Genomic DNA, 17,491 nt, shown 5'->3' on the forward strand with positions numbered 1-17,491 from the left:
GCAGCTCCTACAGAGGGCTGCGCATGAATCGGCCGGTGAAGCTGACTTCGCGTCCGCAGTTGGCGTTGCAGTCTTATCTGGAGGATTTACTCAATGATCTTCCGGAAGAATTGCCGGCGGTAGTCGAAGCGCAGCCTGAGGCGCTGGATGAGTTTCAGGCAGCCGTGCTGGAAGAGCAGGCGCGTGATGCGCAAAAGGCTGCCGCACCGGTTGCCGCACCTGCCGCAGCGCCTGTTGCCAAGGCCCCTGTGGCGTTGATTGAAGAAACGCGCGCGTCGGTTTCTACGTTGGCGCCGTTGCTGCAAACACAACTGCTGACAGTGCCGGAACCCACGGCGCCTGAGCCTGAGCCTGAAATTGAAGCGCCGGCGCCACAGACACTGATTCCGCCCGTGGTGGAAGTGCATCTGCCGCCAAGCAATACTCCGCCACCAGTGGAAACCGATGGCCGCCCGGCGTGGGCCGCGGATGCGTTCGAATGCCTGCTGTTCGACGTTGCCGGGCTGACCCTGGCGGTGCCGCTGGTGTGCCTCGGTTCGATCTATTCGCTGGCCGGGCAAGAGCTGACGCCGCTGTTCGGTCAGCCGGAGTGGTTCCTCGGCATTCTGCCGAGTCAGGCCGGTAATTTGAAAGTCCTGGACACCGCGCGCTGGGTCATGCCGGATCGCTATCGCGATGACTTCCGTCAGGGCTTGCAGTACGTGATTTCGGTACAAGGTTACGAGTGGGGGCTGGCGGTGCACCAGGTCAGCCGCTCGTTGCGTCTGGATCCGAATGAAATCAAATGGAGAAGTCACCGGGGTCAGCGGCCATGGCTCGCCGGCACCGTGATTGAACACATGTGCGCCTTGCTCGATGTCGCTGCACTGGCCGAGTTGATCGCCAGCGGCGGGGCGAAGCACATGTCCGGCAGTAAGCCGAACCACAAACCGACATAACAGACAGTACCGGCGTACAAATGCCGGCGACGAAACATAAACCGCCACACGCGGTACTTCGAGGGGCTAGGGTATGAACGACAAGGCGACGGCGGCAAAGGGTTCTGAAGATCCGATCCTGCAATGGGTAACCTTCAAGCTGGACAACGAAACCTACGGCATCAACGTGATGCGCGTTCAGGAAGTGCTGCGCTACACCGAGATCGCTCCGGTGCCGGGCGCGCCGAGCTACGTGCTGGGCATCATCAACCTGCGCGGTAACGTCGTCACCGTGATCGACACTCGCCAGCGCTTCGGCCTGATGAATGCCGAGATCAGCGACAACACCCGCATCGTCATCATCGAAGCCGACAAGCAAGTCGTTGGCATCATGGTCGACAGCGTGGCCGAAGTGGTTTACCTGCGTCAGTCGGAAATCGAGACCGCGCCGAACGTCGGCAACGAAGAGTCGGCCAAGTTTATCCAGGGCGTGTGCAACAAGAACGGCGAGCTGCTGATTCTGGTCGAACTGGACAAGATGATGAGCGAAGAAGAATGGTCGGATCTGGAGAACATCTGATTGATTCTTGAAGTCGCGGTCATTGTCCTGTTCCTCTTCTGGGCAGGCACGCTGGCAATGTTTCTGGCGTACATCAAGGCGCAGAAGCTAATCGCTGCGCAACAGGCCCAGGGCGATGCGCTGCGTGATCAGCGCATCAAAGACCTGGCCAAACGCGTCGACGACTACCAGAACGGCAACGTGCGCATGGGCGAAGCCCTGCACGAGCTGCGCTCGGTCGTCGCGCCGTTGCCGGACAAGCTTGTTGCATTGGAACAACGCGACCCCTCGAGCCTGTCATTCGCCCAAGCGGCGAAACTGGTGGGGATGGGCGCGAGCGTTGATGAACTGACTCAGTCGTGCGGGTTGACCCAGGCTGAGGCGGAGTTGATGCGCAAACTTCACAAAAACTGATTGTCGTACCGGGATCGTTCCCACGCTCTGCGTGGGAATGCATCTTGGGACGCTCCGCGTTCCGCCTGTGAAATGTGACGCAGAGCGTCACGGGCGGCGTTCCCACGCAGAGCGTGGGAACGATCAATAATCATCCCCGCGCTCGGTGATGTCCTTCTCCACCATCGGCGCCTCCGGATCCTGCCCTTCGGGGAATTTTCCCTTCAGATTCCACGCAAACGCGATGATCTCGGCGATCGTGCGGTACAGCTCCTCGGGGATGCTGTCGCCCAATTCCATCCGCGCCAACAAGCGCACCAGCTCGGCGTTCTCGTAGATCGGCACTTCGCAGTCGCGGGCGATGCGCAGGATTTCTTCGGCCAGTTCGTCGTCACCTTTGGCGGTGAGGGTCGGGGCGTGGTTACCGTCGTATTTGAGGGCGATGGCCTGGCGTGGGGCGGTGGAATCGTTCATGCGGTTTCGTCGACCCAGCGGTGTTCGAGACGGGTTTGGTTGCCTTGCGGCGGCGTGCCTTGGTGGCAGTCGATATCGCCGACGTTGAGTCCGCGATCGAGCAGGCGCTGGCGCAGGGCGAACAAGTTATTTTCGATCAGGCCGGCGGTGTACGCCCGTTCGGCCCAGAGTTGGCCGGACAGACTGCCGGCGACCAGTTGCGCCTGAATCTGCATTGGCCCGAGCGGTTCCATGTCGAACGCCAGATCGACGCGCCACAGTTGCTGCTTGGGCTCGCGTTCGTCACGGCGTTCGTTCGGTTGCGGCTGCCGTTCCGGTGCCTCTTCACGCTGGAATTTGACCTGCAACGGCACGATGTCTTGCATATTTCGCATGGGGATTTCCAACTGCCAGGTGCTCAGCAGACGGCCGTCATCGGTGACGCCGGTCTGTTCAAGACTCGACAGTTGATGGCTTTGCAGGCGCGACACAGCAGCGGCGGCGAGGCGCAGCAGATGCTCCAGATCGCCTTCGCCATCCAGGCTTTGCAGCAGGCGGTCGGGCAGGGGGAAGCTGCTCGGTACCGGTTTCGCGCTGACCTGGCCGAGGGTGCCGAGGGCATTGCGGACGAAACTCGGCAGCGCTTGCGCCAAAGTGTTGGCCGCGATGATTGCGTTGAAACTGGCGTTGCCCGGCGCTCCGGCGACAGTTGCGCGATCAGTTTGAGCAGATCGGCTTTGATGTCCGGGGTCAGGGTTGGGTTCTGCCCGGTGAGCAATTTGGCTTCGAGGAAGGCGCCGCTGTTGGCCAAGGCCAGCGCCACGCCTTTGGAAGTGGTCATTTGCTGCAGATCGGGGAGGCTGGCGAGCAGTTTGTCGACCGCCGCACGCAAGTCCGCTGAAGTTTGATCGTTATCCGCCGGCAGATTTTGCAGTGCATTCAGCAGACCGCTCAGAGACGCTTGGCGACTTTGCTGGCCGACCAGTTGCTGACTGACGGCCAGTTGTGCCTGCCGGCTGCTCAGGGGCAGGAATTTCAGGGTTTGCGCATCTTCTACCAACGCCGAGAGCAACGTGCCGATGCGCAGCGGTTGCGGGCTGTCGATGGTCAGCGTGCTGCCGCTCTGCGCGGTGTTGAGCAAACTGACCAGCGAGCGGAACACCGTCGCTTGCCCCGGCGTTTGCGGCAGTACCTGCGAAGTCAGGACCTTGCCTTGCAGCAACGTGCCCACGGGCAATTGCGACGTATCAATGCGGGTGAGGGCGGCGACGCTGCTGGCGATGGCCTGTTGCACGGTGATCGCCAGGTTGCCGGCCGAGGGTTGGGTGATCGCAATGCTGGTGCCTTGCAGCAATGGCAGATTGCTGGTCGCTTGCACGGTGGTCTGGCGGCCGCTGTCCAGCGTCACTTTGAGCAACAATTGAAAGGTCTGATCCGCCTGCTTCAGCGACAACACCTCGGCCTTGGCACTCTGGCCGGCGCCGATCAAGCCTTCGACCGGTGTCAGCAGCTTGAGCAGCTCACCGACCTGCGGGCGAGCAGTCGCCGGTGTGGCCTGCGGGAGCGGAAGGATGTTCATTTCGCCTGTCATACAGTGAAACAACCTTTAGAAAATGCACTCTGGGGAGTCGGGCACGCCATGTATAATGCCGCCCGTCTTGCGATTCGTTCAAAAAAACATAGCAATTGTTTGACGCAGCTCTCTAGATCGAGCCGTCATTGCATTTATGCTGCATCTCTTTAACGGCCGCGCCAGAGCCGACTTGAACCGTATAAGGCCCGTGATACCTTGACCAGTCCTGTCCTGCAAACTGTTGCCCTCGCGTGTGAACGTGACCTGCGGCTGCTCTTCGAGAATCTCGAATTGAGACTGGCCAGTGGCGATATGGTGCAAATCAGCGGTCCCAACGGCAGCGGTAAAACCAGTTTATTACGCCTGTTGGCCGGATTGATGCAGCCGACCGACGGTCAAGTCCTGCTCAACGGTTTGCCGCTGACTGAACAGCGCAGCGAACTGGCGCGCAACCTGTTGTGGATCGGCCATGCTGCCGGGATCAAGGATTTGCTGACCCCGGAAGAGAATCTCTCGTGGCTCTGCGCCCTGCATCATCCCGCCGAACGCGAGGCGATCTGGCAAGCGCTGGCAGCCGTAGGATTGCGCGGTTTCGAAGATGTTCCCTGCCACAGCTTGTCCGCCGGCCAGCAACGCCGCGTGGCGCTGGCGCGGTTGTATCTCGACAGCCCGCCGCTGTGGATTCTCGACGAGCCGTTCACCGCCCTCGATAAACAAGGCGTGGCGCAACTTGAAGAACATCTGGCCAACCATTGTGAACGTGGCGGTCTGGTGGTGTTGACCACGCACCACACGCTGAGCCGGATGCCGGCCGGTTATCGCGATATCGATTTGGGGAACTGGGCAGTATGAGTGTCTTCGGCCTGCTGGTTGCCCGTGAATCGCGACTGCTGTTTCGCCGCCCGGCGGAGCTGGCCAATCCGCTGATTTTCTTCGCCATCGTCATCGCTTTGTTCCCGCTGGCCGTCGGCCCGGAAACTCAAGTGTTGCAAAACCTGTCCCCGGGGTTAGTCTGGGTGGCGGCGCTTTTGTCGGTCCTGCTCTCGCTGGACGGGCTTTTCCGCAGTGATTTCGAAGACGGATCCCTGGAACAGTGGGTCCTTTCGTCGCACCCCCTGCCACTACTGGTATTGGCCAAGGTGCTGGCACACTGGCTTTTCTCCGGTCTGGCACTGGTTTTGCTCTCACCTCTGCTGGCGTTGATGCTCGGTTTGCCTGCCGCGTGTCTGCCGGTTTTGTTGCTGTCGTTGTTGCTGGGTACACCGGTGCTGAGCTTGCTCGGCGCGGTGGGCGCGGCACTGACGGTCGGTTTGAAACGCGGCGGCCTGTTGTTGGCGCTGCTGATTCTGCCGTTGTACATCCCGGTGTTGATCCTTGGCAGTGGCGCCTTGCAGGCCGCCCTCCAAGGCATGCCGGCGACCGGGTATCTGCTGTGGCTTGGTAGCCTGACCGCCCTGGCGATCACCCTGACACCTTTTGCAATAGCTGCTGGCCTGAAGATCAGCGTCGGCGAATAATGAGGTCTGATCAAAATTTGATCAGCAAAGACCCAAATGCCAGCTCACATCGATGAGCGGCACCCGTGATGGAAACAGTATGAACTGGACCTGGTTTCACAAGCTCGGCTCACCGAAGTGGTTCTACGGCATCAGCAGCAAGTTCTTGCCGTGGCTGAGCATCGCAGCGTTGCTGTTGATTGGCGTCGGCGTCGTCTGGGGCCTGGCCTTCGCGCCGCCGGACTACCAGCAAGGCAACAGCTTTCGCATCATCTATATCCACGTGCCTGCCGCGATGCTCGCGCAGTCGATCTACGTGATGCTGGCGGTGTGCGGCATTGTCGGTCTGGTGTGGAAGATGAAACTGGCTGACGTCGCCCTGCAATGCGCAGCGCCGATCGGTGCCTGGATGACCGCCGTGGCGCTGGTCACCGGGGCGATCTGGGGCAAACCGACCTGGGGTTCGTGGTGGGTCTGGGATGCGCGGCTGACCTCGATGCTGATTCTGCTGTTCCTGTATTTCGGCGTGATTGCGCTGGGCAATGCCATCAGCAATCGCGACAGCGCCGCCAAGGCCTGCGCGGTGCTGGCCATCGTCGGGGTGATCAACATCCCGATCATCAAATACTCGGTGGAGTGGTGGAACACCCTGCATCAGGGCGCGACCTTTACCCTCACCGAAAAACCGGCGATGCCGGCGGAGATGTGGCTGCCGCTGTTGCTGACGGTACTGGGTTTCTACTGTTTCTTCGGCGCCGTGCTGTTGCTGCGCATGCGCCTTGAAGTGCTCAAGCGCGAAGCCCGCGCCAGTTGGGTGAAAGAAGAAGTACAGAACAGTCTGGAGGCCGCTCGATGAGTTTTGCTTCATTCGGCGATTTTCTCGCCATGGGCCATCATGGCCTTTATGTCTGGTCGGCCTACGGCATCTGTCTGGCGGTACTGGCGCTGAACGTGGCGGCGCCGATCCTGGCCCGCAAGCGGTATCTGCAACAAGAGGCGCGTCGTCTGCGCCGGGAGAACGGCAAGTGAATCCGCTGCGCAAGAAACGTCTGATCATCATTCTGGCCATTCTGGTCGGGGTCGGCGCTGCCGTCGGCCTGGCCCTTAGCGCCCTGCAGCAGAACATCAACTTGTTCTATACGCCGACGCAGATCGCCAACGGCGAAGCACCGCAAGACACGCGCATCCGTGCCGGTGGCATGGTTGAGAAGGGCTCGCTGCAACGTTCACCGGACTCGCTGGACGTCAAATTCGTCGTCACCGATTTCAACAAATCCGTGACCATCACCTATCGCGGCATCCTCCCGGACTTGTTCCGCGAAGGGCAGGGCATCGTGGCGCTGGGCAAGATCAACGCTGATGGCGTGGTCGTCGCCGACGAAGTGCTGGCCAAACACGACGAGAAGTACATGCCGCCGGAAGTGACCAAAGCCTTGAAAGACAGCGGTCAATCCGCCCCAACACCTGCGAAGGAGGGTTGATCCATGACGTCGGCGATTTTTATTCCTGAGTTGGGCCATCTGGCGATGATTCTGGCGCTGTGTTTTGCGCTGGTGCAGGCCGTGGTGCCATTGATTGGCGCCTGGCGCGGCGACCGTTTCTGGATGAGTCTGGCCCAGCCGGCCGCGTGGGGGCAGTTTGCGTTTTTGCTGTTCGCCTTCGGCGCCTTGACCTACGCGTTCATGGTCGACGACTTCTCCGTCGCCTACGTGGCGAACAACTCGAATACCGCGTTGCCGTGGTATTACAAATTCAGCGCCGTGTGGGGTGCCCACGAAGGTTCGTTGCTGCTGTGGGCACTGATTCTTGGCGGCTGGACGTTCGCGGTGTCGGTGTTCTCCCGCCAGTTGCCGCAAGTCATGCTCGCCCGCGTGCTGGCGGTGATGGGCATGATCAGCACCGGTTTCCTGTTGTTCCTGATCCTCACGTCCAACCCGTTCAAACGCATCCTGCCGCAAATGCCGAGCAACGGCGCTGACCTCAACCCATTGCTGCAAGACATCGGCCTGATCGTTCACCCGCCGATGCTGTACATGGGTTATGTCGGTTTTTCGGTGGCCTTCGCTTTCGCCATCGCCGCGTTGATGGGTGGTCGACTGGATGCGGCGTGGGCGCGCTGGTCGCGTCCGTGGACGATCGTCGCCTGGGCCTTCCTCGGCATCGGCATCACCCTCGGTTCGTGGTGGGCTTACTACGAACTCGGCTGGGGTGGCTGGTGGTTCTGGGATCCGGTAGAAAACGCCTCTTTCATGCCTTGGCTGGTCGGTACCGCATTGATTCACTCGCTGGCGGTCACGGAAAAACGTGGCGTGTTCAAGAGCTGGACGGTGTTGCTGGCGATTGCGGCATTCTCGCTGAGCCTGCTCGGCACCTTCCTTGTGCGTTCCGGCGTACTGACCTCGGTACACGCGTTCGCCTCCGATCCTGAACGCGGCGTGTTTATTCTGATCTTCCTGCTGTTTGTGGTCGGTGGTTCGTTGACGCTGTTTGCGTTGCGCGCACCAGTGGTGAAGAGTCAGGTCGGCTTCAACCTGTGGTCGCGGGAAACCCTGCTGCTGGGCAACAACCTGGTGCTGGTCGTGGCCGCGTCGATGATCCTGCTTGGCACCCTCTATCCGCTGATTCTCGATGCGATCAGCGGCGCCAAGCTGTCGGTCGGCCCGCCGTACTTCAACGCGCTGTTCATTCCTTTGATGGCGCTGTTGATGGTGGTGATGGCAATCGGCATGGTCGTGCGCTGGAAAGACACCCCGGTGAAATGGCTGGTGAACATGCTGACCCCGGTGTTGCTGGGTAGCGTGGCGCTGGCTGTGGTTGCCGGTATCGCTTACGGCGATTTCAACTGGGCGGTGATCGCGACCTTCCTGCTCGCCGCGTGGGTATTGCTCGCCGGTGTGCGCGATATTTTCGACAAGACTCGTCACAAAGGCCTGATCAAAGGCTTGCCGACCCTGACCCGCAGCTATTGGGGCATGCAGATCGCTCACCTCGGCATCGCCGTGTGCGCGTTGGGCGTGGTGTTGTCGAGTCAGAACAGTGCCGAGCGTGACCTGCGTCTGGCGCCGGGCGAGTCGATGGATCTGGCCGGTTATCACTTCGTCTTCGAAGGCGCCAAGCACTTCGAAGGGCCGAACTTCACGTCTGACAAAGGCACCATCCGCGTCATTCGCAATGGCAAGGAAATCAGCGTGCTGCACCCGGAAAAACGTCTGTACACCGTGCAGAACTCGGTGATGACCGAAGCCGGGATCGACGCCGGTTTCACCCGTGACTTGTATGTCGCCCTCGGCGAGCCGCTGGATAACGGCGCGTGGGCCGTGCGCGTGCACGTCAAACCGTTCGTGCGCTGGATCTGGTTCGGCGGTTTGCTGACCGGGCTCGGTGGCTTGCTGGCGGCGCTCGATCGACGTTATCGGGTCAAGGTGAAATCCAAGGTGCGTGAAGCACTGGGCATGACGGGAGCGGCTGCATGAGACGTTGGTTGATGCTGGTGCCATTGGCGATTTTTCTGCTGGTGGCGGTGTTTCTGTATCGCGGTTTGTACCTTGATCCGTCGGAGCTGCCGTCGGCGATGATCAACAAGCCATTCCCGGAGTTTTCCCTGCCGAGCGTGCAGGGCGACAAGACCCTGACCAAGGCTGACATTCTTGGCAAACCGGCGCTGGTCAATGTGTGGGGCACCTGGTGCATTTCCTGCCGGGTCGAGCATCCGGTGCTGAACAAACTCGCCGAGCGTGGCGTGGTGATCTATGGCATCAACTACAAAGACACCAACGCCGATGCCTTGAAGTGGTTGAGCGAATTTCACAACCCGTACGTGCTGGACATCCGTGACGACGAAGGTTCGCTGGGCCTGAATCTCGGTGTGTACGGCGCGCCGGAGACCTTTTTCATCGACGCCAAAGGCATCATCCGCGACAAATACGTCGGCGTGATCGACGAGCAAGTCTGGCGCGAAAAACTCGCGGCCAAATATCAGGCGCTGGTCGATGAGGCAAAGCCATGAAGCGTTTTCTAGCTGCCGTGGTATTGGGTTTGAGTCTGGTTGGCGTGGCTCATGCCGCCATCGACACCTACGAATTCGCCAAAGAAGGCGATCGCGAGCGCTTCCGCGAACTGACCAAGGAACTGCGCTGCCCCAAGTGCCAGAACCAGGACATCGCTGACTCCAACGCACCGATTGCCGCTGACCTGCGCAAAGAGATTTTCCGCATGCTCGGCGAGGGCAAGGACAACCAGCAGATCATCGACTTCATGGTCGATCGCTACGGTGATTTCGTCCGCTACAAACCGGCACTCAACGCCAAGACCGCGCTGCTGTGGTTCGGCCCGGCCGGTCTGCTGCTCGGTGGCTTCGTGGTGATCGCGGTGATCGTCCGCCGTCGTCGCGGTCAACGCGCCGACACCCCGCAATCGCTGTCCACCGAAGAGCGTCAGCGCCTCGACCAACTGTTGGATAAAAACCAAGAATGATTGATTTCTGGCTTGCCGCAGGGCTGTTGCTTCTGGTCGCCCTGAGTTTCCTGCTGATCCCGGTTCTGCGTGAACGTCGCGCCCAGCGTGAAGAGGATCGTACTGCCCTGAACGTCGCGTTGTACGAGGAGCGCGTTGCCGAGTTGCAATCGCAACAGGCCGAAGGCGTGCTCGACGCGGCGCAAATGGACAGCGGTCGCGCGGAAGCGGCGCGTGAGTTGCTGGCCGATACCGAAGGGGTTGCGGCGCCACGGGTCTCCCGATTGGGCAAACCGTTGCCGCTGCTGGCCGCCGTGCTGGTTCCGGTGCTGGGGCTGGGCTTGTACATGCATTTCGGTGCCGTGGAAAAAGTCGAACTGACCCGCGAATTCGCCGAAGCACCGAAGTCGATGGAAGAGATGACCCAGCGTCTGGAGCGCGCCGTTGCCGCGCAACCGGATTCCGCTGAGGGCGTGTACTTCCTCGGCCGTACCTACATGGCTCAGGATCGTCCGGCGGACGCAGCGAAGATGTTCGAGCGCGCCGCCAATCTCGCCGGTCGCCAGCCGGAACTGCTCGGCCAGTGGGCGCAGGCGCAGTATTTTGCCGATGGCAAAAAGTGGTCGGACAAAATTCAGGCACTGACCGACGAAGCACTCAAGGCTGACCCGAAAGAAGTCACCAGCCTCGGTCTGCTCGGCATCGCCGCGTTCGAAGGCGAGCGCTATCAGCAAGCCATCGATTACTGGAACCGTTTGCTTGCGCAATTGCCGCCGGACGACAATTCCCGTGCCGCGCTGGAAGGCGGAATCAAGCGCGCTGCCGAACGTCTGGAAGCCAGCGGCGGCAAGGTCGCTGCGGCGCCCGCACCGGCGAAAGCTGCGCTGTTGAAAGTCAGCGTCGATCTGGCCAGCGAGCTCAAAAGCAAAGTGCAACCGGGCGACAGCGTGTTCATCTTCGCCCGCGCCACCTCCGGCCCACCGGCACCGTTGGCCGCCAAGCGCCTGACCGTGGCGGATCTGCCGGTGACCGTCGAACTGGGCGATGCCGACGCAATGATGCCGCAGTTGAAACTGTCGAACTTCCCTGAAGTCCAACTGGTTGCGCGCGTGTCCCGTGGCGGCCAACCGACTGCCGGGGAATGGGTCGGTCGCAGCGGCCCTCTGGCCAGCAGCACCACCGCGCTACAAACACTGACCATCGACAGCCCGGACAAATAATCGGGCAAACAAGGAAAGCACCGCCATGCACACCATCGCCCGAATCACAGTCCTCACACTGGCCCTGGGCTTGAGTGCATGTGCGGTGCAACGCCCGGAACCGACGACCAACCTGCCGCCGATCCCGCCGTCACAACCGAGCCCGACCCCGTCGACCTCGCCAACACCGGGCAAAAGCATCCCGGCGAAACCGGCAAAACCCGTCCCGCGCACCTCAGCCAGCTTCGCCCCACCGCCGGGCGGCAACAGCCACTGGGATCAGAAACTCGGCGTCTACGTCCTCGACGACCAGACCAACACCTTCTACCGCCAGCGCACCTACTACCGCTGGAACAACGGCTGGAGCCGCTCGATCAGCCCCAACGGCCCGTGGGAAGACACCAACATCCACGGCGTGCCACCGGGACTGGGCAAGCAGTTCGGTGAATAAATGAAAACGGCGATCCTCGGATCGCCGTTTTTTTGTCTGCGTCATGCGCAAATCTTGAAGCGGCTCGAGAAATCCTGTGGGAGCGGGCTTGCTCGCGAAAGCGGTGTGTCAGGTTAGTAAAGGTCGACTGACACGACGCCTTCGCGAGCAAGCCCGCTCCCACAGGGGAGTTCTGATCGGAGATGCTTTTAATGCGATCAATCACATGTTGTAAAACAACCGGGCGTCGCTCTTATCGTTTATGTGTTTAAGTAAAAATAACTCTAGGGTTATTTATAAAAGGCCGGGGCAAGTTGGCAAAAGCAAAGGAGATCCGTAATGCAATACCCAATCTGCATCGAATGGGGCGACGAGAACACTGCCATCGGTATTCAGATCCCCGATATTCCTGGCGCCGTGACGGCCGGGGATAGCTTTGAAGATGCCTACAATGCGGCCGTCGAAATAGCGCACATCATGCTGCAGGAGATTGCAGCAGATGGCGACGCTATTCCCATGCCGACCTCTGCCTCGGCGCACCGTAATAACCCGGAGTTCGCCGAGATGGGCTGGGGCATGCTCGAGCTGGATATCTCGCCGTATCTGGGCAAGACCGAGAAGGTCAACGTGACGCTCCCCGGTTACGTGATTCAGCGCATTGATCGTTATGTGCGCGAACACAACGTCAAAAGCCGCTCCTCCTTTCTGGCGGATGCGGCAATGGAGAAGCTGGTGCGGTATTAACCGTCCTCGCTCCCTCAGGCCCGGTGAGTGACCTGTGGGAGCGAGCCTGCTCGCGAAGCTTTTGCAGCTACGCCGTGGCCAACGATCGCCCTTGCGAAGCACTCAAAAACCGCAGCAACGCCAACAACGGAAACACACTCCCCACAATCACGATCCACAACCAGCCGCCATGTTCATACACCGCACTGGCCACCGACGAGCCGAACGCGCCGCCGATGAAGATGCTGGTCATGTACAGGGCGTTGAGGCGGCCACGGCTTTTTGCATCCAGCGAGTAGACCGCGCGTTGGCCGAGCACCATGTTCATCTGCACGCAGAAGTCGAGTACCACGCCGGTTACGGCCAGGCCGATGACGCTGTAGGCGGGGTGGATGAAGGCGGGCAGGAAGCTCAGGCTGGCGAAGATCATGGCCAGCAGCGAGGCGATGCGGGTGTGGCCGGCGTCGGCCAGGCGTCCGCTGATGGGGGCGGCGATAGCGCCGATGGCGCCAACCAGCGCGAAAATCGCGATCTCGCTTTGCGACAGACCATGGTTGCGCGCCAGTTCCAGCGGCACGGCCGTCCAGAACAGGCTGAACGTGGCGAACATGCAGCCCTGATAAAACGCACGTTGACGCAGCACCGGTTGTTGGCGCAGCAGCGTCCACAACGAGCCAAGCAGTTGGCCATACGTGGCGCTGTGATCCGGCTGGCGCTTGGGCACGGTCAGCGCCAACACCACGCTGATCGCCGCCATCAGTGCCGCAGCAATCATGAACATCGCCCGCCAGCCGAGGTGATCTGCAACCACGCTCGATACCGGTCGTGCTAACAGAATACCCAGCAACAAACCGCCCATGATCCCGCCGACCACACGGCCACGGGATTCTTCCGGAGCAAGGTGCGCCGCCAGAGGAATCAGAATCTGCACCGACACCGAACTGAAACCCACCAGCAACGAGATCAGCAGAAACACATTGGGCTGATCGGTAAACGCCGCCGCCAACAGGCTGGCAATCGCCACTACGGTAGTGATGATCATCAACCGGCGGTTTTCCAGGAGATCCGCCAGCGGCACCAGAAAGAACAGGCCCAGCGCGTAACCGATCTGCGTCAGCGAGACGATGAAACTGGCCATGGTGTCGCTCAGGCCAATGTCCGGCGCGATCAGGCCGATGATTGGCTGCGCGTAGTAGATGTTGGCAACGATGGCGCCGCAGCAGAAGGCGAACAGCAGCACCATGCCTCGGGTCATTGCGTGAGTCGTGGCGGTCATAGGGGTTACTCGATCCAGCGAAAGGAATGCGGTGAGGCTAAGGGACAAACCGAACGGGCAGAAGCAGCCTTCGGTTGATATCAGTTATTACGTCGGGTAATGACGGCCGTGGCCATTCGGGGCGAACCTTGCGTCCGACCGTTGAGGGCTGATGATACATTCACTTACATCTTCTTCGATAGCGTGCTTATGTTTGCATCGGCTGTTCCACGTAGATAACCGGAGGAATGCAATGTTTCGTCAGACGCTTCGCCACACCGCAACGATTGTCCTGATCAGCCTGCTCGGCGCCGCCAGCGTGCAGGCCGCCGACGCACCGGGCATGCGCCTCGGCGTGCGCGGCGAGATCACCGGGTTCAGCCCGGACAGCTTGAAAGTCCACGTCAACAGCGGCGAGAACGTGGTGATTCAGTTAACCGGCGACACCAAGGTTCGCGCCGTTACCCTGGCCAACATCGAAGACATCAAACCCGGCAGCTACATCGGCTCGGCGGCGATGCCTCAGGAGGACGGCACACTCAAGGCGCTGGAAGTGCATGTGTTTCCACCGGAGCTGGCGGGGAGTGGCGATGGTCATCGGCCGTTTGATCTGGCCAAGGGCAGCAGCATGACCAATGGCAGTGTCGGCGATCTGGTGGTGAGCAATGGGCGGGTGCTGACGGTGAACTACAAGGGTGGGCAGCAGAAGATTCTGGTGCCGGAGGATGTGCCGATTGTGAATCTGCTGCCGGGCGATCGGAGCTTGCTGAAAGTTGGGGTGAAGATTGTCACGTTCGTGACGCAGAGCGCGGATGGCACGCTGACGGCGCAATCCATCTCCGCCGGCAAGGATGGCCTGACCCCACCGATGTAGAAGCCTAAACACAATCCCCCTGTAGGAGCTGCCGAAGGCTGCGATCTTTTGATCTTGCTTCTAAACATCAAAGGCAAAAGATCGCAGCCTTCGGCAGCTCCTACAAGGGTAATCAGGTGTTACTGGCCGGTGTAGATCTGATCGAACACACCGCCGTCATTGAAGTGAGTCTTTTGCACGGTGCGCCAGTCACCGAAGGTCTTCTCAACCGAAAGGAAATCAACTTTCGGGAAGCGATCGGTGTACTTCGCCAGCACCGCCGGATCACGCGGACGCAGGTAGTTCGCTGCCGCAATTTCCTGACCTTCCGGCGACCACAGGTACTTCAGATATTCATCCGCCGCCGCCCGTGAACCCTTCTTGTCGACGACTTTATCCACCACCGACACCGGTGGCTCAGCCTCAGCCGAAACACTTGGGTAGATCACTTCAAACTGATCACGACCAAACTCGCGAGCAATCATTTCCGCTTCGTTTTCGAAGGTCACCAGCACGTCGCCGATCTGGTTGGTCATGAACGTGGTGGTCGCGGCACGGCCACCGGTATCCAGCACTGGCGCTTGCTTGAACAGTTTGCCGACGAACGCTTTGGCCTTGTTCTCGTCGCCGCCGTTCTTCAGTACATAACCCCAGGCCGACAGGTAGGTGTAGCGGCCGTTACCCGAGGTTTTCGGGTTTGGCACGATCACTTGCACGCCATCCTTGAGCAGATCCGGCCAGTCTTTCAGGGCTTTCGGGTTGCCTTTACGCACGATGAACACGGTGGCCGAGGTGAACGGCGCGCTGTTGTTCGGCAGACGGGTGACCCAGTTCTCCGGCACCAGTTTGCCGTTGTCGGCGAGGGCGTTGATGTCGGTGGCCATGTTCATGGTGATGACGTCAGCCGGCAGGCCATCGATCATCGAGCGCGCTTGCTTGCTCGAACCGCCGAAGGACATCTGCACGGTGATGTTTTCGTTGTGCTCGGCTTGCCAGTGTTTCTGGAACGCAGTGTTGTAGTCCTTGTAGAAATCACGCATCACGTCGTAGGAAACGTTGAGCAGCGTCGGGGCTGCCTGAGCGATGTTGGCCAAGGCCAGGCCGGCGGCGAGAAGTGAGGCGCCAAAGAGTTTTTTCACTGCGCATTCCTTGTTATCTATTTATGTAGGAGCTGCCGAAGGCTGCGATCTTTTGATCTTGATCTCATAAAACCAAGATCAAAAGATCGCAGCCTTCGGCAGCTCCTACATTGGGGGGGTGATGTTTAATTGCCACGACTATAACGGGCTGTGCATAGTCGCTTAAAGATTAAAAAGCTCTTTGCTTATTCCACTTTCTTGAATAGCTGATTGCCGCACCGCGAGCAGAACGCCGCGCCGTGTTCGTGGCTGTTTTTCTTGCACACCGGGCAGTCGTGTTGCAGCTGTTCACCGCGCATAGCGTTGGCCAGTTCGGCGGTGAAAATACCGGTGGGCACGGCGATGATCGAGTAACCGGTGATCATCACCAGCGACGAAATCACCTGACCCAACGGCGTCTTCGGCACGATGTCGCCGAAGCCGACGGTGGTCAGCGTGACGATCGCCCAATAGATGCCTTTGGGAATGCTGGTGAAACCATGCTCCGGGCCTTCGATCACGTACATCAGCGTGCCGAACACCGTCACCAGCGTGCAGACGCTGACCAGAAACACGACAATTTTCTGCTTGCTGCCACGCAGGGCTGACATCAAATAGTTGGCTTGTTTGAGGTACGGGCTGAGCTTGAGCACGCGGAAAATCCGCAGCATGCGGATGATCCGGATGATCAGCAGGTACTGCGCATCGCTGTAATACAGCGCAAGGATGCCGGGCACGATCGCCAGCAAATCCACCAACCCGTAAAAACTGAAGGCGTAGCGCAGCGGCTTCGGTGAGCAATACAGACGCAGGATGTACTCGCCGAGAAAGATGATCGTGAAGCCCCACTCGATGTAGGCCAGCACGTTCGCGTAGTTCTGGTGAATGCTGTCGATGCTGTCGAGCATCACGATCACCAGACTGGCGAGGATGATCAACAGCAAAATGCCGTCGAAGCGACGCCCGGCGAGGGTGTCGCTCTGGAAAATCATGACGTAGAGCCGTTCGCGCCAATTGTTGCTGCTGTCCATGGAAAACGCCTGAATCAAAGATCAGCGCAGCCTAGGTTGATTCTCCCCGTGAGCGCAAGGCGCACGCTCGACCGACGCTTTGCCGAGCATCTGAATCCCGGCGCGGATCAGCCAGCCGGCGAGGATAAATGGCGCGGTCAAAGTGGCGAGGCCAACCGCTGCAAACAACGGCGTGACCAGCAGCGCGAGGACGATGGCAAGCAGCGGCAACCACGGTTGTTGGCGTTGCGACGAAAAGGCGAGGGCGGCGAGCACGGCGTTGTAGCTGCCGATGCCGAGCAGCGCGACGCTGGTTTCGTGGTGCAGCAAACTGGAACCGAGGCCGATGGCCGACGCCAGCAGCGCCCAGCAAAACGCGCGGCGATCAGCGACCAGCAAACCGATGGCGATCAATGCGCCGGCCAGTGGATGACCGAGAAACATCACCTGGCCGAGGCCACGCAGTTCGGCGGCGAGCAGGTTCAGCGTGCTCATTTCGACGTGTGCCATCGGCGCCGACGGTTCGGCGAACAGCAGCAGAACCCAACTCATGGCCACGAATGGCGAGGTGTAGGCCGGAATCGATCGGCTGCTGTAGACATGTTTCAGCCACTGCTGCGTGACCATCGCGCTTAAGCCACCAGCAGCGAGAATCAGCGGTGGAAGCATCGGCGACCACGGGAAATACAGGCTCAGCAGCAGACCGAGCAAGATGCCGTTGTAGCTGAACAGTCCAGCCTGGCGATCAGCCTTGGCGTAATTGCGGCGTTGCGCGGTGAGCAATCCGGCGACGGCACCGAGCAGCGCCCCGGCGAACAGCACCGGTGCGGTCAGCAGGATCGCCAACAGGCACAGCAGGCCGCACAGCGGATGGCGCTGGAGGAATATTTGACTGAAACCGTTGAGCAAAGCCTCGGCCCAGTCGGGGCAGTGGGTGTTGAAATGATTGGCAGGCATGGCAGTTCATTCGGTACTGATCGTTCCCACGCTCTGCGTGGGAATGCCTCAAAGGACGCTCTGCGTCTGCTCTTGGGACGCAGAGCGTCCCGGGCCGCATTCC

At 60.2% G+C, this 17,491-nt stretch carries 20 protein-coding genes and 1 pseudogene; 15 read left to right on the forward strand and 6 right to left on the reverse strand.

Translation table 11 applies throughout. From position 1 onward, the window contains the following. The first annotated feature begins 23 nt into the window (after window positions 1-23). The 3 genes from KFS80_RS05970 to KFS80_RS05980 all read left to right on the forward strand — a co-directional run bounded on the left by KFS80_RS05970 (window position 24) and on the right by KFS80_RS05980 (window position 1,890). Window positions 24-938, forward strand: a complete 915-nt coding sequence (locus KFS80_RS05970) for a CheW domain-containing protein (RefSeq protein WP_212544235.1) — start codon at window positions 24-26, stop codon at window positions 936-938. Between the two features lie 73 nt (window positions 939-1,011). Then, window positions 1,012-1,497 carry a chemotaxis protein CheW gene (locus KFS80_RS05975; RefSeq protein ID WP_053118413.1) on the forward strand — a complete coding sequence of 162 codons (486 nt, stop codon included), beginning with the start codon at window positions 1,012-1,014 and terminating at the stop codon, window positions 1,495-1,497. Further along, window positions 1,498-1,890, forward strand: a complete 393-nt coding sequence (locus KFS80_RS05980; RefSeq protein ID WP_159812664.1) for a DUF2802 domain-containing protein — start codon at window positions 1,498-1,500, stop codon at window positions 1,888-1,890. A gap of 123 nt (window positions 1,891-2,013) precedes the next feature. On the opposite strand, the gene KFS80_RS05985 is transcribed toward KFS80_RS05980, so the two are convergent. Together KFS80_RS05985 and fliK are read right to left on the reverse strand one after the other, a co-directional pair. Further along, window positions 2,014-2,343 carry an EscU/YscU/HrcU family type III secretion system export apparatus switch protein gene (locus KFS80_RS05985; RefSeq protein WP_212544236.1) on the reverse strand — a complete coding sequence of 110 codons (330 nt, stop codon included), beginning with the start codon at window positions 2,341-2,343 and terminating at the stop codon, window positions 2,014-2,016. Then, window positions 2,340-3,913 (reverse strand): annotated as a pseudogene (fliK, locus tag KFS80_RS05990) (flagellar hook-length control protein FliK). The gene KFS80_RS05985 and the pseudogene fliK overlap by 4 nt, the downstream one beginning before the upstream one ends. A gap of 198 nt (window positions 3,914-4,111) precedes the next feature. On the opposite strand from fliK, the gene ccmA reads away from it, so the two are divergent. From ccmA to KFS80_RS06045, 11 genes are all read left to right on the forward strand, one after another. After that, the gene (gene ccmA / locus KFS80_RS05995) at window positions 4,112-4,747 is read left to right on the forward strand and encodes a cytochrome c biogenesis heme-transporting ATPase CcmA (RefSeq protein WP_212544237.1); all 636 of its coding nucleotides are present in this window, start codon (window positions 4,112-4,114) and stop codon (window positions 4,745-4,747) included. Next, window positions 4,744-5,412, forward strand: coding sequence for a heme exporter protein CcmB (gene ccmB / locus KFS80_RS06000; protein WP_007919970.1), 669 nt, complete (start codon window positions 4,744-4,746; stop codon window positions 5,410-5,412). Before ccmA ends, ccmB begins: the two co-directional genes overlap by 4 nt. A 79-nt stretch (window positions 5,413-5,491) precedes the next feature. After that, on the forward strand, window positions 5,492-6,247 hold the full coding sequence (locus tag KFS80_RS06005; RefSeq protein ID WP_053118423.1) for a heme ABC transporter permease: 756 nt from the start codon (window positions 5,492-5,494) through the stop codon (window positions 6,245-6,247). Further along, window positions 6,244-6,420 carry a heme exporter protein CcmD gene (gene ccmD, locus KFS80_RS06010; protein ID WP_008055370.1) on the forward strand — a complete coding sequence of 59 codons (177 nt, stop codon included), beginning with the start codon at window positions 6,244-6,246 and terminating at the stop codon, window positions 6,418-6,420. Before KFS80_RS06005 ends, ccmD begins: the two co-directional genes overlap by 4 nt. Further along, window positions 6,417-6,872: a cytochrome c maturation protein CcmE gene (ccmE, locus tag KFS80_RS06015; protein WP_053118425.1), complete on the forward strand. Its 456-nt coding sequence runs from the start codon at window positions 6,417-6,419 to the stop codon at window positions 6,870-6,872. Before ccmD ends, ccmE begins: the two co-directional genes overlap by 4 nt. Window positions 6,873-6,875: 3 nt before the next feature. After that, the gene (locus KFS80_RS06020; protein ID WP_212544238.1) at window positions 6,876-8,864 is read left to right on the forward strand and encodes a heme lyase CcmF/NrfE family subunit; all 1,989 of its coding nucleotides are present in this window, start codon (window positions 6,876-6,878) and stop codon (window positions 8,862-8,864) included. Beyond that, entirely contained in the window at window positions 8,861-9,397 is a 537-nt protein-coding gene (locus KFS80_RS06025; protein WP_212544239.1) for a DsbE family thiol:disulfide interchange protein, read from the forward strand. The genes KFS80_RS06020 and KFS80_RS06025 overlap by 4 nt, the downstream gene beginning before the upstream one ends. Beyond that, window positions 9,394-9,864: a cytochrome c-type biogenesis protein gene (locus tag KFS80_RS06030; protein ID WP_212544240.1), complete on the forward strand. Its 471-nt coding sequence runs from the start codon at window positions 9,394-9,396 to the stop codon at window positions 9,862-9,864. Before KFS80_RS06025 ends, KFS80_RS06030 begins: the two co-directional genes overlap by 4 nt. Then, window positions 9,861-11,063, forward strand: coding sequence for a c-type cytochrome biogenesis protein CcmI (ccmI, locus tag KFS80_RS06035; protein WP_212544241.1), 1,203 nt, complete (start codon window positions 9,861-9,863; stop codon window positions 11,061-11,063). Before KFS80_RS06030 ends, ccmI begins: the two co-directional genes overlap by 4 nt. Before the next feature lie 25 nt (window positions 11,064-11,088). Beyond that, window positions 11,089-11,493, forward strand: coding sequence for a hypothetical protein (locus KFS80_RS06040; RefSeq protein WP_053118435.1), 405 nt, complete (start codon window positions 11,089-11,091; stop codon window positions 11,491-11,493). 318 nt (window positions 11,494-11,811) lie between these two features. After that, the gene (locus KFS80_RS06045) at window positions 11,812-12,216 is read left to right on the forward strand and encodes a type II toxin-antitoxin system HicB family antitoxin (protein ID WP_053118443.1); all 405 of its coding nucleotides are present in this window, start codon (window positions 11,812-11,814) and stop codon (window positions 12,214-12,216) included. Window positions 12,217-12,283: 67 nt separating this feature from the next. Here the strand turns inward: KFS80_RS06045 and KFS80_RS06050 are convergent, their stop codons facing one another. Then, window positions 12,284-13,471 (reverse strand): MFS transporter, encoded by a 1,188-nt coding sequence (locus KFS80_RS06050; RefSeq protein ID WP_053118445.1) that lies wholly within the window; start codon window positions 13,469-13,471, stop codon window positions 12,284-12,286. Window positions 13,472-13,703: 232 nt separating this feature from the next. Here KFS80_RS06050 and KFS80_RS06055 point away from each other — a divergent pair, with 232 nt between their 5' ends. Continuing rightward, window positions 13,704-14,324: a DUF5666 domain-containing protein gene (locus tag KFS80_RS06055; protein ID WP_212544242.1), complete on the forward strand. Its 621-nt coding sequence runs from the start codon at window positions 13,704-13,706 to the stop codon at window positions 14,322-14,324. 119 nt (window positions 14,325-14,443) lie between these two features. On the opposite strand, the gene KFS80_RS06060 is transcribed toward KFS80_RS06055, so the two are convergent. The 3 genes from KFS80_RS06060 to KFS80_RS06070 all read right to left on the reverse strand — a co-directional run bounded on the left by KFS80_RS06060 (window position 14,444) and on the right by KFS80_RS06070 (window position 17,388). Beyond that, entirely contained in the window at window positions 14,444-15,442 is a 999-nt protein-coding gene (locus KFS80_RS06060) for a sulfate ABC transporter substrate-binding protein (RefSeq protein WP_212544243.1), read from the reverse strand. 185 nt (window positions 15,443-15,627) lie between these two features. After that, complete coding sequence (locus tag KFS80_RS06065) at window positions 15,628-16,452, reverse strand: ion transporter (protein ID WP_159812675.1); 825 nt, start codon at window positions 16,450-16,452, stop codon at window positions 15,628-15,630. Window positions 16,453-16,473: 21 nt separating this feature from the next. Continuing rightward, window positions 16,474-17,388, reverse strand: a complete 915-nt coding sequence (locus KFS80_RS06070) for an urea transporter (RefSeq protein WP_212544244.1) — start codon at window positions 17,386-17,388, stop codon at window positions 16,474-16,476. Window positions 17,389-17,491: the final 103 nt, after the last annotated feature.

Source organism: Pseudomonas rustica, from assembly GCF_018336155.1.
Taxonomy (GTDB): domain Bacteria; phylum Pseudomonadota; class Gammaproteobacteria; order Pseudomonadales; family Pseudomonadaceae; genus Aquipseudomonas; species Aquipseudomonas rustica.